This is a genomic window from Saccharopolyspora sp. NPDC003752, from assembly GCF_053605825.1.
The window spans coordinates 1-14,121 of record NZ_JBSGJZ010000020.1 but is presented as its reverse complement, the minus strand read 5'-3'; the positions used below and the strand labels follow the sequence as shown (position 1 = coordinate 14,121).

Sequence of the window (14,121 nt, the reverse complement as noted above, 5' to 3'; positions counted from 1 at the left end):
AACGCCGCTTTCGCGCGAAACCGGCGCCCTGCGCCCCAAGTGGCCATGTCCCGCACGCGGCCGCGCACCACATCTTGGAACGATCTCCGGGGATGCGTGATGACTTGTCTCGTCAGAAGGGCGCGGAGCGCTCCGCTGCGCCCGCCGATGCGGCGGGCGCAGCGGAGCACTGGTCAGGACGAGCTGACGTGGGACCGCGCGAAGTAGTCGATCAGGGCGGCATCCGGCGCGGTCACCTCGACCGGTATTCCACCGCTGCGCAGCGATTCCGTTGCCGCGCAACCGGTCGCGACCGCTTCCCGCGCCGCGATCGGCGAGGTGACGGTCGGCACGTCCGCGCTCACGAACGCCAGGAACTCGGCCACGATGCGCGGGTCCGCGCCGCCGTGCCCGCCGCTGGCGCGCTCGACCTCCACCACCTGGTCGGCATCGGGCGCGTAGCCGCGGTGCCTGCGGTTCCACACCTTGACCACCGAGTCCGCGTCGTCGCCGAAGTTCTCCAGCCTGCCCTCGGTGCCGATGACGGTGTAGTTGCGCCAGTAGTCCGGCGTGTAGTGGCACTGCTGGTAGCTCGCCAGCACGCCGTTGTCCAGCTCCAGGTTGACCAGGCTCAGGTCCTCGACGTCCACCACCGGGTTGAGGCCGGTCTGGCTGCGCGGCGGCCAGTTCTGCTCGTACTCGGCCCAGTCGTGGCCCGTCTTGTAGGTCTCGCGCTCGTTGCGGTCGATGATGTCGCCGTAGACCGTCAACGCGCCCATCGCGTTGACGCGCCTGCTGTACCCGCCGGCCAGCCAGTGCAGCACGTCGATGTCGTGCGCGCCCTTCTGCAGCAGCAGGCTCGTGCTCTTGCTCCGGTCGGCGTGCCAGTCCTTGAAGTAGAAGTCACCGCCGTGCCCGACGAAGTGGCGGCACCAGATCGAGGTGACCTCGCCGATCGCGCCCGAGGTGATGAGATCGCGCATCGTGCGGATCACCGGCATGTGCCGCATGTTGTGCCCGACGTAGAGCTTGCCGCCGAACTGCCGCGCCGCGGCGAGGACGCGGTCGCAGCCGGCCGTGGTGACCGCCAGCGGCTTCTCGAGGTAGACGGCGAGCCCGGCTTCCAGGCAGCGGATGGCGTGCTCTTCGTGCAGGTGGTCCGGACTGACCACGAACACCGCGTCGAGCTCGCTTGCCAGCAGCTCGTCGAGCGCGTGCGTCTGCCGGACGTCGTCGCCGTAGCGCTGCGCGGCGGCAGCGGCGCGCGCCGGATCCGGGTCGCACACCGCGACGATCCGCGAGCCCTCACCGGGCCGGTGGGCGTGGTCGGCGATCCCCACTCGCAGCCCGCACCCGAGCACACCTGTCCTTACGTCCATGGGTCACCTTCCCGCACCACGGCCACGTGCGCACACCGACAAGACTGCGCACCTTTGCTCCAACATGATTGATAAGAGCATATATCGATCAGTTTCGCGCAATCCACTCTATGTCGCCCACGCCGCCGATACCACCCCCAGCACCACGAGCACGGCACGCGACATGCCGCCGGCCCTCGGTAGCAGGGCCGGCGCCACTGCCGAACGGCACGATGGCGACCCGTCGCATCGGACCTGTGGTTCTGCCGACCAGAGGAACATGGCGCCGGGTACCCGTTCGGCCCAAGCCGGAACCACGGGCCGAACGCGGGGAGCGGGGAGGGCCGTGGCGATAAGCGGATCGCAGGCTCACCCGGCGACCTGGCGATCGCCGCGCGGTCGCTGACGCGAGTTGTTCGCGTCAGTGCGCCAGAACATCATCCGCCGAAAGGTTGGACGACTTGACCTCCGCTTACCGAGTTCGGACAGCCGCGCGGCTCAACTATCCACATTGGACCGGGATGTGTCACCGGCTCCGAAGCGCTGATCCCGGCACTTGGTCAACGAGTCGAGCGACTCCTGCGCGATGGCGGCGATGTACGCCGGGCACAACAGGGCTTCCAACGGCTCCTCCCGGCCCCGGGGGGAACGTTCGTAGCGGGCCCTGCCCGCGGCGTAGCTCAGCAAGATGCCCTGCTCCGCCGCAATCGGTCCGCTGCCGGGAAGCCTGGGATGATCATCGGGATCATGTTCGCAGGAAACGCGGTCGTAGCGCGCGAGCGCGTCCTCCAGGCCCTCGATCAGGTCGTCGAGGACCGACTTCCGCTCGGTGTCCCAGATCGCGTGCCAGCTCACCGCCCTGACGACCAAGACCCGCCCGGCCAGCTCCTCCGGATCTGCGGTGGACAGGGCCCAGCCCTGCGAAGCGATCTCGTCCTCGACGTCGGTCGACCACTTCGGATACCCCTCCAGAAGGGACGACAGCACGTCGATCTGCTCCACTGCCTCGGCCGGCAGGCGTGCCGGGACGTCGGCCACCGAACCGGGGTTGAGGATGTCCAAGGCGATGCGCGCGAATCCAGCCGCATTCCGTGGGCAGAGCCATTCCTCCCGCGGCCGCGGCTCCTCCCATTCCTCCCCCTCGTTCGCGAGCGGTGAGAACACGTCGAGGAGGGCTTCGTCGTCCTCGTCCGTGTGGGTCTCGTACGGGTGGGAGACATGGGTGCACGGCTGAGCCCGCAAGGCCGCGTCGGCGGCTCGGAGGGCCTTGACCGCCGCATCCACGACACCGTCGCCCGGGAGCCAGGTGAGGTAGGGAGCGGTGATCACCGATCCGAACACCCACAGCCACGCCTGCTCGCCACCGGGCTCCTCGGCGAGCTCGGCGACGCAGTCGAGTACGGCCCGGTCGTACTCGGCGTTCGCGGAATCCTGGTAGAACAGGCGGATTTCTTCCCAGGACTCGACCAGCGCATCGATGGAGTCGCCAGCAACGTCGAACATGACCACATCCAAGCACGCCGGACCACCAGGTTCCGCCCGCATCGCGAACAACGCCGGCAGCCCGGTCGAGGTCGTCGTGAACTCCAGTGCCGGATACCTGGCCTGAAGCGACACGCCGTAACCCCGAGCTGCAAGAACGAAATGCTCGTGTGCTGTGGTCGAACACGGGCCACCGCATCACAGCTATAGAGCGACCTGCGACGGCTCCAGTGCACTGCGGTCGGACGCGGCGTGGAGGTGCCGGCGGAACTCCTTCAGCGCCATGGTGGCGTGTGCGTCGCGACGACGAACGAGCACGGTCGTCACCGTTGCATCGGCAGGCGCCATCCGGTGCAGGCGGAGCCGGTGGCGCAGTCCGGAATGCTCGACCAGCGCCCGGGGCAGCATCGTGACCCCGAGGCCCGCGGCGACGCAGCCGAGGATGCCTTCGACCGTGCCGTAGTCGAGGACCTTCGGTTCCACGCCGCGCGCTCGGACGACGGCTTCGAGCCTGCGCCGGTACGAGCACCCCGCGCGGAACACGAGCAGCCGGGGGCCGTTGGGTCCGCGCAATGCGTCATCGAGGTCGCGGTGCCTCAGCGCGGTGATGACGACCATTTCCTCGGTGAAGACCTCTTCTTCGTGCAGGTCCTCGTCGTCGACGGGGCCGGCGACGAGCGCTCCGTCGAGGGCGTGGTCCTTGACCAGCGCCACCAACGACTCGGTGGGGCCGGTGAGCACGGAAAGGTCGACATCCGGCCAGGCCGCGGTGTAGGACTCGAGGACGGGCGGCAGCCGAATCCCGGCCGTCGTCTCCATCGCCCCGATCCGCAACGGTCCGGAGGGCCTGTCGTCCCGAACGGCGCGGCGGGCCTCGTCCGCGAGCGAGGTGATCCGCTGGGCGTAACCGAAGAACTGCTCCCCGGCCGCGGTCAAGGCCACTCCCCGGGCGTGGCGGCGGAGGAGGATCGCGCCGAGTTCTCGTTCCAGTCCTGCCATTCGCGCGCTGATGGTGGACTGCACGGTGTGCAGCTCCGCGGCCGCGCGCGTGATGCCACCGGTGCGTGCCACGACGACGAACACCTGCAGGTCCGACAACTCCACGGGCTCGCTCCTGACCTTGAGGGTTCGTCGCCGGCGATGGCAGCGTTCGCCACTCATCGTTGGACACGATTCCTAGCAGAGCCTAGCGTCCTTCCTGCACCGGAGACGCAGGTCGACAGCGGGGAGAACGCGGTGATCCCGACCAGACTGACGGCGGCGCTGGGCATCGAGCGGCCGATCGTGCTCGCGCCGATGGACAAGGTCGCCGATGCTCGGCTCGCTTCGGCGGTGTCCGCGGCGGGTGGGCTGGGCTTGCTCGGTGGCGGCTACTGCGATCGCGAATGGCTGGACGAGCAGCTGGCGTCGGTGAGCAGGCGGGTCGGATGCGGGTTCATCACGTGGTGCCTGGCCCGGAATCCCGAGCTGCTCGACGTCGCGCTCGATCACGACCCGGCAGCGGTGTTCCTGTCGTTCGGCGACCCGATGCCGTTCGCCGACCGGATCCACGACGCGGGCGTGCCGCTGCTGTGCCAGGTCTGCACGGTCGAAGAAGCGCGACGCGCCCTGGATGCCGGAGCGCGCGTCCTGGTGGCCCAGGGAGGAGAGGCGGGCGGGCATGGCACCGGAACCCGTTCGACCCTCACCCTGGTCCCCGAACTGGCCGACCTGCTCGCCGCGCGTTCTCCTGACACACTGCTCGTGGCCTCGGGCGGGGTGGCGGACGGCCGCGGACTGGCCGCCGCTCTGTGCTTGGGGGCCGACGGCGTGGTGATGGGGAGCCGGTTCTGGGCGAGCACGGAAGCGGCCGTGTCCGCCGCCGCGCAGCGCCGCGCACTCGCCTCCAGCGGCGACGACACCGTGCGGCAGAGCGTGTACGACATCGTCCGGGCGGTGGACTGGCCCTCCCACTACACCGGACGAGTGCTGCGCAACGACTTCGTCCGTCAGTGGCACGGGCACGAGCAGAAGATGCGCGAAGACCTGCCCCGCCTGCAAGCGGTCTTCAACAACGCCAAGGACAACGATGACTACAGCATCGGGAACGTCATCGTCGGCGAAGCGATCGGCCTCATCGACGAACTCGAACCCGTCGAAGCGATCATCGACCGCGTCGTGCGGGAAGCCTCGTCCATCCTCTTCTCGACCTGATCTCGTCGGCAGCGCGCCGCACCCGCAGACCTGATCTGCTCGCCCACCACGCAACAACCACGGGAGGAAATGCACATGCAGCAACGAGTTCGGGATTTCTGCGCGCGCTTCGGCCTGCGCGTGCCGATCCTGCAGGCACCGACGGCCGGTGCCTGCCCGCCCCGGCTGGCGATCGCGGTGGCCGAAGCCGGCGGGATGGGTGCGAACGGGGTGGTGCTCGACCGGCCCGAACTCATCGGCGACTGGGTGGAGCGGTTCCGCGCGGGAACGACGGGCCCGTTCCAGCTGAACACCTGGATCCCGGACGCGCCGGTCGACGACCCCGGGCGGCAGCAGGCGGCGGAGCAGTTCCTGGCGCGATTCGGCGAAGCGGGCGAGGCAGGGCCTCCGAGCCCGGATTTCGCCGAGCAGTGCGAGGCCATGCTGGCGGCCCGGCCGACGGTCGTCTCGTCGATCATGGGGCTCTTCGCCGATGACTACGTCGAGCGGCTGCACCGGGCGGGCATCGCGTGGTTCGCCTGCGCGACCAACCTCGCCGACGCCCTGGCCGCCCAGGACGCCGGCGCCGACGCCGTCGTCGCCCAGGGCATGGAGGCGGGCGGGCACCGGGGCAGCTTCGACCCGCAGACGGCCGAGCAGACCGACGTCGGCCTGTTCGCCCTGATCCCGCACCTGGCCGACCGGCTGCGGATCCCGGTCATCGCGGCCGGCGGAATCGCGGACGGTCGTGGCGTGGCCGCCGCGCTGACGCTGGGCGCGAGCGCGGTCCAGGTGGGGACCGCGCTGCTGCGCTCCCCCGAGGCGGGCATCGACGACGGCTGGTCGGCCGCCATGGAAGGGCTGTCGCCGGAGCGGACGGTCACCACCCGCGCGTACACCGGCCGACTCGGACGGGCGGCGCCGACGCCGTTCGTGACGGCGTGGACGAGCGACGAAGCTCCTTTGCCCGCCCCATATCCCGTCCAGCGGCGACTGGTGGGCCAGTGGCGCCGAGGCGGCGCGGCCGGACTCGACCGGGTCAACCACTGGGCCGGTCAGAGCGCGGCCCTGGCCACCACGGCACCGGCGGGCGAAATCGTCACTCGCATGTGGACGGACGCGCGCGAACTGCTCGCCTGATCGCAGACGAGCACCAGGTGGCGCCGGTTCGGGCGTGGTCGGCACTCTGGTCGTCGAGGCGCGGTTCAGCGCTGCGGGCTGGACCGAAACATCGGCGCACTGCTCGGAAACGTCAGTCCTGGCCGAGCCAGAGGTCGGGGCCGAAGACCTCGTAGTGGATGTCGGCCGCCGGGACGCCGAGTTCGCGGAGCTGGGTGCGGACCGCCCGCAGGAACGGCAACGGGCCGCACAGGTAGGCCGTGATGCCCTCCGGGATGCCGATCGCGGTCAGGTCGACCAGGCCCGTGCGGTCGGCAGGCCAGGGACCTTCGGGGGCCTCGTACCAGACGTGGGCGGTGGCGTCGGGCAGCTTCGCGACGAGTTGGTCGAGGTCGACGCGGAATGCGTGGGTGCCCTGGGCGCGGTCGGCGTGCACGGCGATGACCCGGCGCGGCGAGCCGGTGGCCGCCAGGTGGTTGAGCATGCTGATCATCGGGGTGCAGCCGATGCCGGCCGAGGCGAGCAGGACCGGGCCGTCGCCGTCGCCGAGCGCGACATCGCCGAACGGTGCTCCGATCCGGAGGACGTCGCCTTCGGCGACGCGCTCGTGCAGGTGGTTGGAGACCTCGCCGTCCGGGCTGCCGACGACCTTCTTGACCGTGAACTGCACCGCGTCGGCGGGCGTGCCGGAGAGGCTGTACTGGCGGATCTGGCGCGCCCCGTCCGGCAGTTCGACCTGCACGGACACGTACTGGCCGGGTCGCGATGCGGGTAGCGGGGAGCCGTCGACCGGGCGGGCGAGGAACGTGACGACGTCGTTGTCGGGCAGGCGGCCCACGACGCGGTAGTCGCGCCAGACGTCGCCGCCGGGGGTGCCCGCCTCGGCGTACAGGCGGGTTTCGATCGCGATGAGCGCGTCCGCCATCGACCAGTAGACCTCGCTCCACGCGGCGGCGACTTCATCCGTGACAGCCTCGCCCAGCACCTCGGCGATGGCGGCGAACAGGTTGGCGTGCACGATCGCGTACTGGTCGGGCGTGATCCCCAGGGACGCGTGCTTGTGCGCGATGCGGCTCAGCATCGCCTCGGGCGGAGTGCCGGGATGTTCCAGGAGCGCCGAGGCGAACGCCGCGATCGATCCCGCCAAGGCCTGCTGCTGCTCGCCGCTTGCCTGGTTGCCCCGGTTGAACAGGTCGCGCAGCAGGTCGGGGTGAGCGGCGAAGAGCTTGTCGTAGAACACCGACGCGATCTCGCCGATGGCACTGCGGACCGCCGGCAGGGTGGCGCGCACCGTTTCGATCGAATCCTCGGACAACATCGGCCAACTCCAAACTGGTATCCGGTATTCGTATTTTTGGCCGCACCGGAGCACCGGGTGCGGTGCGTTCCGGGGTCAGCCCGCCGGCGGCCTCGACGACAGGCTCAGCAGGATCGGTCCGGTGGGGGCGGCCACCAGGTCCTCGACGGTGATCGGGTCGAGCGCGGCGAAGAAGGCTTCCTGGGCGTTGCGCAGCGCCGCGCGCAGTCGGCATGCCGACCGCAGCGGGCAGGGCGGATCGTCCTCGCAGCCCACCACATCGCCCACGCCTTCGAGCTCGCGGACGAGTCGGCCGAGAGATCCGGTGCGCCCAGACCGGGTCAGGGTGAGCCCGCCACCTCGACCGCGCCGAGCCTCGACGACGCCGAGGCGCTGCAGCAGCGTGACGACCTTCGCGGCATGGCTGTAGGGAACGGCGACCTGATCGGCGATCTCGCGAGTGGTCGGGGCGGCCTGGTCGTCCAGGACCGCGAGGCGCATCGCTATCCGCAGCGCGAGATCGGTTCTTTTGGTCAGCCGCACGAGCACGACCCTAGATAATTGGAATCTCAAAATCCAAATATGCCGCACGTGCCTGTAAGGCAGCTCATACCGGGCACCCGCGCTCCACTCCGGTATTGACCGTGCAAATCCAGTATTGACCGGTCAATTGATCGCCCGCTAGATTCTCGTCCCATGGCAGTCCCGGCGTACTTGCGGATCCGCAACGAGCTGGAGCGGCAGATCCGCTCCGGCGCGCTTCCGCCTGGAACCCGGCTGCCGACCGAATCCGAGCTCCAACGGGAGCACTCGATCGGCCGCGCGACCGCGCAGCGAGTGCTGACCGAGCTGGCGCAGGCGGGCCTGGTGGAGCGCCACCGCCGCCGGGGAACGTTCGTCGCATCGAGTGCACGGCAGGAGAACCTGCTGCGCATCGCCAACCCGGTGCTGCAGGGCCCGGAGATCCCGGGGCTGCACGCGGTGGACTCGATCACGGTGCTCCCGGCCGGGGACGCCGACGTCGAACTGCCCGGCGTGGCCGACGACGTGCCGGTGCACGAGTTGCGGCGGCTGAAGTTCGACGTCGACGGCAACCCGATCGCCGTCGAGCTGTCCGTCATCCCGTTCTCATTGGCACCACGACTGCAGGACGAGGACCTCGTCCACCTGACCGTGCACGACTACTTCACCCGCATCGGCGTTCCCGCGGCCAAGTCCCGCGTCTACATCGATGCGATCAACCTCGACGAGGCGACCGCGGATCGGCTGCAGCTGCCCGAGGGCAAGGCGGTGATCCGGCTGCGGCGCCTGACCTGGCTGACCGACGGCGGCCTCGCCGAAGTGGCGTGGAGCATCATGCGCCCCGACCTCGTCGAGTACTTCCTCGAACAAACGATTCCCTAGCAACGAGGAATCCCCCTCAGCCACCGATCCCGGGCGGATCGGTCGATCCGCCGTGCGCATTTTCACGGACCTCCCATCCCTCGTGAACATCGTCATCGGGGCACAAAGGAGTGTGACCATTGGCAACTTCGCGCATCGCGATCATCGGCACCGGCGTGATCGGTGCGATGACCGCCTGGCAACTCACCCGTCGAGGGGCCGAGGTACTGGCCTTCGACGCCCACTCGCCGGGGCACGACCGCGGCGCATCCGCCGGTGAATCGCGGATCTTCCGGACCGTCTACAAGGAAGGATCGAGCTACGTCCCGCTGCTGCAGCGGTCCGGCGGCCTGTGGCGCGACCTGGAGCGAACGTCCGGGTCCGATCTGCTGACGATGTGCGGCGGGCTGACGATCGGTCGCGCCGACCACCCGGACGTCCAGGCCGTCCGGCGCTGCGCCGAAGGGCACGGGCTCGACCACGAGATCCTCGATGCGTACCGGTCTCGGGAGCGCTTTCCCCAGCACGCGGTCGACGACGACGAAGTAGCGGTGTTCGATCCGGCCGCGGGCGTCCTCCGCCCCGAGCTCGCGGTGCAGGCGGCCCTGCACGCCGCCGAGGCATCCGGTGCGACGCTGCTGCCCCACCACCCCGTCCAGGAGGTCTCCGAGACCGCACGCGGATGGCGAATCACCAGCAACGGCAAGGACTTCGACGCCGATCACGTCGTCTTCGCCCCGGGACCGTGGGCGTCGCGGCTGGAGCCGCTGCGAGGACTTCCGGTCGAGGTCAGGTTGATCACCGCGTGCTGGTGGGCGGCCCGCGACCACCCCGCTCACCTGCCGGACCGGTTGCCGATCACCATCCGCCGGCACCGGGAAGCCGGGTTCTCCTGCTTCCCGTCGCTGGACGGCGCATCCATCAAGACCGTGCCGCACCACCTCGGGTTCCCGGTGCTGGACGACCCGGATGCCTTGCCCCGCAACGCTTCCCCGGAATTCGTCCGCGCAGCATCGGCCGCCGCGGCCCGGCTGCTGCCCGGCGTCGTGCCGCACCCGATCCGGATCGGCACTTACGCCGAAGGGTTCACCCCGGACGAGCACGCGCTGCTCGGCGCCCTGCCCGGCCTGCGCAACGCCACGGTCATGACCGGCTTCTCCGGCCACGGTTTCAAGCTCGCACCGGTCTTCGGCGAGATCGGCGCCGATCTGGTCCTGACCGGCGGCACCGCGCACGACATCGACCACCTCGACCCCAGCCGCTTCGCCAGCGCGTGATCACTGGAGGCACCCCATGCCCACAGGTTCGACCGGACAACTGGTCGGGATCGTCCTCACCAGCCTGCTGGTGATCGGCGCCGGCGCCGCCATGTCCGTCTACTTCGGACGCCGCGCGAAGACCTCCCAGGACTGGCTCGCGGCCAACGAGTCGCTGCCGCTGTTCGTCGTCGTCATCACCCAGTTCGCCGCCGCCTCGGGCGGTGGCGTGCTCATCGCCCACGTCGGGATCGGCTACAGCTCCGGGTGGTCGGTGTTCATCTACGAAGGCTGCGTGCTGGTCGGCTTCCTGCTGCTCATGCTGATCGCGCGCTGGCTGCGCGAGCAGCGGTTCACCACCGTGCCCGACGTCGTCACCCGCCTGTTCGGCCAGAACCGGCTGCTCACCGCCATCGCCGCGGTCGCCGCGCTGGTGGTCCCGTTCGGCTGGATCGCGACGCAGTTCGTCGCCTTCGCCCGGCTCTTCGGCCAGCTGACCGGAATCCCGCTCCCCGTGCTCGTCGCGGTCATCGCCGTCGCTTCGCTGGCGTTCGTGCTGCCCGGCGGGCTGACCTCGGTGGCGTGGGCGGACTTCGTGTTCGGCCTCTTCAAGATCACCATGGCGCTCGTCGTCGCGATCTACGGCATCCAACTGGCCGGCGGCTGGACGCACGTCACCCAGGTCGTGCCGCAGCGGCTGTGGGGCTTCGAGGGCGTCACGGCCGTGGGCTGGCAGCAGATCTGGCTGTGGGCGGCCGCGATCATCCCCGGCACGCTGACCAATCAGCTCTACTACCAGCGCGTGTTCGCGACCAAGCGGATCAGCGACGCGCGCCGCGGCCTCGGGCTCTCGGGCCTGACGATGCTCATCAGCGGCGTCTACGCCGGCTGCATCGGGCTCGCGGTGCACGCGATGAACCCGAACCTGGCCTCCCAGGAGGACGCCGCCGGCTGGCTGCTCACCCAGCTGCCGTCCTGGATGCTCATCGTCTTCGCGGCGTTCCTCGTCTCGACGATCGTCGCCACCAGCGGCGCCGCCCTGCAGTCGGTCACCGCCAACCTGACCCGCGACGTCTACCAGAACATCGCCGGCAAGGCGGCGAGCGAGCGCCGAACCGTCGCGCTGTCGCGGTTGCTGACCATCGCGGTGTCGATCGTCGCGGCCGTGCTGGCGGTCGTGTTCCCGCAAGCCCTGCCGTGGCTCGTGGCCACCTACGCCTACTCCGCGGCGGCGCTGGCCGCGCCGATCTTCCTCGGCTACGTGCTGCACCGCCGCCGCCACCTCACCCCGGCGACCGCGATCGCGAGCATGGTGGCGGGCATCGTCGGTTGCGGTGTCGCGCAGGTGCTGAGCACGACCGTGCCCTACGCGGTGTACGGCATCGCCACTTCGGCCGTGGTGCTGCTGCTGATGGCCGCCGCGACGTCCAGCAAGAGGGCCGACGCATCCGCGCCGGCCGTTCACCGTGAGATTGTGAGGGAACGATGAGTAAGAGGATCGCCGTCGTCGGCCTCGGCGTGCTGGGTGCCGGTGTCGCACGATCGCTGGCTCTGCAGGGCGCCGAGGTGACCGTGTTCGAACGGTCCGCGGCGCTGGCCGGGACGTCGGGCACGTCGTTCGCCTGGACCAACTCGCACAGCAAGAACCCGCGTTCCTACCACGACCTCAACGTCGCCGGCCTCGCCGAACACGACGCGCTCGCCTCCGACGCCGCGCAGACCTGGCTGGTGCGCAACGGGAACCTCGAGTGGGCCGAAGACCCCACCGGCGCGGAGCGGCTCGCCGCCTCGGTCGCGGAACTCGCCGACCGCGGCTACCCCGTCGAATGGACCACCCCGCAGCGGGCCCGCGAACTCGTGCCCGACCTGCGCGTCCCCGACCACGTCGCGGACATCGCCCACTACCCCACCGAAGGTCACGTCTTCCCGGCGCTGCTCGTATCGCGGCTGTGGGGCGAGGCACGCGACCACGGCGCGCGCCTGCGCTGCCCCGAGACGGTGACCGGCCTGTCCGAGACCGACGGCGGAGTGCGGATCGAACTGTCCGACGGCGTCGCCGAGGCCGACGCCGTCGTCCTCGCGGTCGGCCGCTGGACCGAGGCGCTCACCGCGTCGGCGGGCCACCGCGTCCCCGTGGCCGATCCCGACGCCGCGGGATCCGCGACCGTCGGGATGCTCGGCTACACCAACCCGCTGCCCACGAGGCTGGACCGCGTCCTCACCACGCCGCGGCTCAACGTCCGCCCGGACGGCGGCGGCCGACTGATCGTGCAAGGCCTGGACCTCGACGTCGACGCCGACCCGGCCAACCCACCGGCGCTCGACGGCTACCACGCCGGGCAGTTGTGCAGCCGCCTCAACGACCTGCTCGACGGCACCGAAGGCGCCCGCTTGGAGTCCCTGCGCATCGGCCAGCGCGCCATGCCCGCCGACGGCCTGACCGTCGCCGGGTTCCTCGGCGACAGAGGCAGGATCTACACCCTCTGCACGCACAGCGGCGTCACGCTCGGCCCCCTTCTCGGACGTCTCGCCGCACAAGAACTCCTCACCGGGAACCCCGCGGAGATCCTCGCGGACTTCCGTCCCCAACGGCTCATCGGCCAAACGGACCTCCCCACCCTCCAACCGGCCCGCTTCGCCGGCCAGCAGTAACGGAACCCGCAGCGCCCAGGCGCACGTCCGGCCACCCGAGCACGGCACATACCGGCACAACGATGATCCACGTTCCGTGATCCACGTCCGGTGATCCACGTTCCGTGATCTACGTTCCGGTGGTCCGCAGTTTCAATTGAAACTGCGGACCACCGGCGTGTCGGGCCACGACACGCCGGAGGCTGTGGACAACTCCCGCAATTTCAATGGAAATCGAACCTCTGATTTCCATTGAAATTGCGGACCTCCGGGGTCCGGGAGCATCGGGTGCGTCAGCGGCGGAGGGTTTCGTGGGGGAGAATCCCAAGGATGTTCCGGCGCCGCGCGAGTAGGGCGCCAATGCCGACGCCTCGTACCGCATCCCGAACAGCTCGCCCCCTCCACGACGCGCCACGATCACCGTCCCGACGAGACGACCGGCCGATTTTTCCGGCCAGAGAGGCGAAGAATGCGCATCGACCTCAGCGAGAAGACCGCACTCGTCACCGGTTCCTCAGCGGGGATCGGTTTCTCGATCGCACGCGGTCTCGCCGGCGCGGGCGCCGATGTCGTCGTCAACGGCCGTTCGGAGAAGACCGTCACCGCCGCCGTCGACAAGATCCGACAGGAGGTCCCGGACGCGGCCGTGCGCGCGGCCGTCGCCGATGTCGCCACCGACGACGGTGCGAACCGAGTCGTGGACCTGGCGGGCGACGTCGACATCCTGGTCAACAACCTCGGAATCTTCGGCGCCACCCCGGCGCTCGAGATCACCGATGACGATTGGCGGCGCTACTTCGAGGTCAACGTCCTCGCATCGGCGCGGCTGACCCGCCTGCTGCTGCCCGCGATGATGGAACGCGGCTGGGGGCGCGTGCTCAACATCGCCAGCGACTCCGCCGTGGTCATCCCCGAGGAGATGATCCACTACGGCACGAGCAAGACGGCGTTGCTCGCCGCTTCCCGCGGATTCGCGAAGGCCGCCGCGGGCACCGGGGTCACCGTCAACTCGGTCATCGCCGGCCCGACCCACACCGGCGGCGTGGAGGACTTCGTCTACCAGCTCGTCGACCGGGCCCTCCCCTGGGAGGAAGCGCAGCGCGAGTTCATGCGCACCAACCGGCCGCAGTCGCTCCTGCAGCGGCTCATCGAGCCCGAGGAGATCGCCAACATGGTCGTCTACCTGGCCTCACCGCTCGCATCGGCCACGACAGGCGGCGCGGTGCGCGTGGACGGCGGCTACGTCGATTCGATCCTGCCCTGACGAACGCACCGGCCCGAGGGGCCGTTTCAGAACGGCTCCACCCGGCTCGTCCCGAACGCCCCCCGCATCCGACGCCGGTGGGGGGGGGGGGGGGGGGGGGGGGCCCGGCGCCCCGCCCCCCCCCCCCCCCCACCCCCCCCCCCCCCCCCCCGAAACCCCCCCCCCGCCGCGGTGCCGTGC

The 14,121-nt window shown here is 70.1% G+C and carries 12 protein-coding genes; 7 read left to right on the top strand and 5 right to left on the bottom strand.

Annotated elements, in window-relative coordinates; all coding sequences use genetic code 11:
- Positions 1–173 precede the first annotated feature (173 nt).
- The 3 genes from ACWEV3_RS24635 to ACWEV3_RS24625 all read right to left on the bottom strand — a co-directional run bounded on the left by ACWEV3_RS24635 (position 174) and on the right by ACWEV3_RS24625 (position 3,923).
- Positions 174–1,358: a Gfo/Idh/MocA family protein gene (locus ACWEV3_RS24635; RefSeq protein WP_452616178.1), complete on the bottom strand. Its 1,185-nt coding sequence runs from the start codon at positions 1,356–1,358 to the stop codon at positions 174–176.
- Positions 1,359–1,835: 477 nt separating this feature from the next.
- Entirely contained in the window at positions 1,836–2,840 is a 1,005-nt protein-coding gene (locus tag ACWEV3_RS24630; RefSeq protein WP_452616177.1) for a hypothetical protein, read from the bottom strand.
- 183 nt (positions 2,841–3,023) lie between these two features.
- On the bottom strand, positions 3,024–3,923 hold the full coding sequence (locus tag ACWEV3_RS24625) for a LysR substrate-binding domain-containing protein (RefSeq protein ID WP_452616176.1): 900 nt from the start codon (positions 3,921–3,923) through the stop codon (positions 3,024–3,026).
- A 132-nt stretch (positions 3,924–4,055) separates the two neighbouring features.
- Between ACWEV3_RS24625 and ACWEV3_RS24620 the strand changes: the two genes are divergently transcribed.
- Together ACWEV3_RS24620 and ACWEV3_RS24615 are read left to right on the top strand one after the other, a co-directional pair.
- Positions 4,056–5,012, top strand: coding sequence for an NAD(P)H-dependent flavin oxidoreductase (locus ACWEV3_RS24620; RefSeq protein WP_452616175.1), 957 nt, complete (start codon positions 4,056–4,058; stop codon positions 5,010–5,012).
- Between the two features lie 75 nt (positions 5,013–5,087).
- Positions 5,088–6,131 (top strand): NAD(P)H-dependent flavin oxidoreductase, encoded by a 1,044-nt coding sequence (locus ACWEV3_RS24615; protein WP_452616174.1) that lies wholly within the window; start codon positions 5,088–5,090, stop codon positions 6,129–6,131.
- A 112-nt stretch (positions 6,132–6,243) separates the two neighbouring features.
- On the opposite strand, the gene ACWEV3_RS24610 is transcribed toward ACWEV3_RS24615, so the two are convergent.
- Positions 6,244–7,428: a globin domain-containing protein gene (locus ACWEV3_RS24610; protein ID WP_452616173.1), complete on the bottom strand. Its 1,185-nt coding sequence runs from the start codon at positions 7,426–7,428 to the stop codon at positions 6,244–6,246.
- 75 nt (positions 7,429–7,503) lie between these two features.
- Positions 7,504–7,950 (bottom strand): RrF2 family transcriptional regulator, encoded by a 447-nt coding sequence (locus ACWEV3_RS24605; protein ID WP_452616172.1) that lies wholly within the window; start codon positions 7,948–7,950, stop codon positions 7,504–7,506.
- A 153-nt stretch (positions 7,951–8,103) separates the two neighbouring features.
- On the opposite strand from ACWEV3_RS24605, the gene ACWEV3_RS24600 reads away from it, so the two are divergent.
- From ACWEV3_RS24600 to ACWEV3_RS24580, 5 genes are all read left to right on the top strand, one after another.
- Positions 8,104–8,811: a GntR family transcriptional regulator gene (locus tag ACWEV3_RS24600; RefSeq protein ID WP_452616171.1), complete on the top strand. Its 708-nt coding sequence runs from the start codon at positions 8,104–8,106 to the stop codon at positions 8,809–8,811.
- Positions 8,812–8,930: 119 nt separating this feature from the next.
- Positions 8,931–10,067, top strand: coding sequence for an N-methyl-L-tryptophan oxidase (solA, locus tag ACWEV3_RS24595; RefSeq protein ID WP_452616170.1), 1,137 nt, complete (start codon positions 8,931–8,933; stop codon positions 10,065–10,067).
- Positions 10,068–10,083: 16 nt separating this feature from the next.
- Entirely contained in the window at positions 10,084–11,535 is a 1,452-nt protein-coding gene (locus ACWEV3_RS24590; RefSeq protein ID WP_452616169.1) for a sodium:solute symporter family protein, read from the top strand.
- A complete protein-coding gene (locus tag ACWEV3_RS24585; RefSeq protein WP_452616168.1) occupies positions 11,532–12,698 on the top strand; it encodes an NAD(P)/FAD-dependent oxidoreductase in 1,167 nt (388 codons plus the stop codon). Before ACWEV3_RS24590 ends, ACWEV3_RS24585 begins: the two co-directional genes overlap by 4 nt.
- Before the next feature lie 448 nt (positions 12,699–13,146).
- Positions 13,147–13,941, top strand: a complete 795-nt coding sequence (locus ACWEV3_RS24580; RefSeq protein ID WP_358383275.1) for an SDR family NAD(P)-dependent oxidoreductase — start codon at positions 13,147–13,149, stop codon at positions 13,939–13,941.
- The last annotated feature ends 180 nt before the right edge of the window (positions 13,942–14,121 follow it).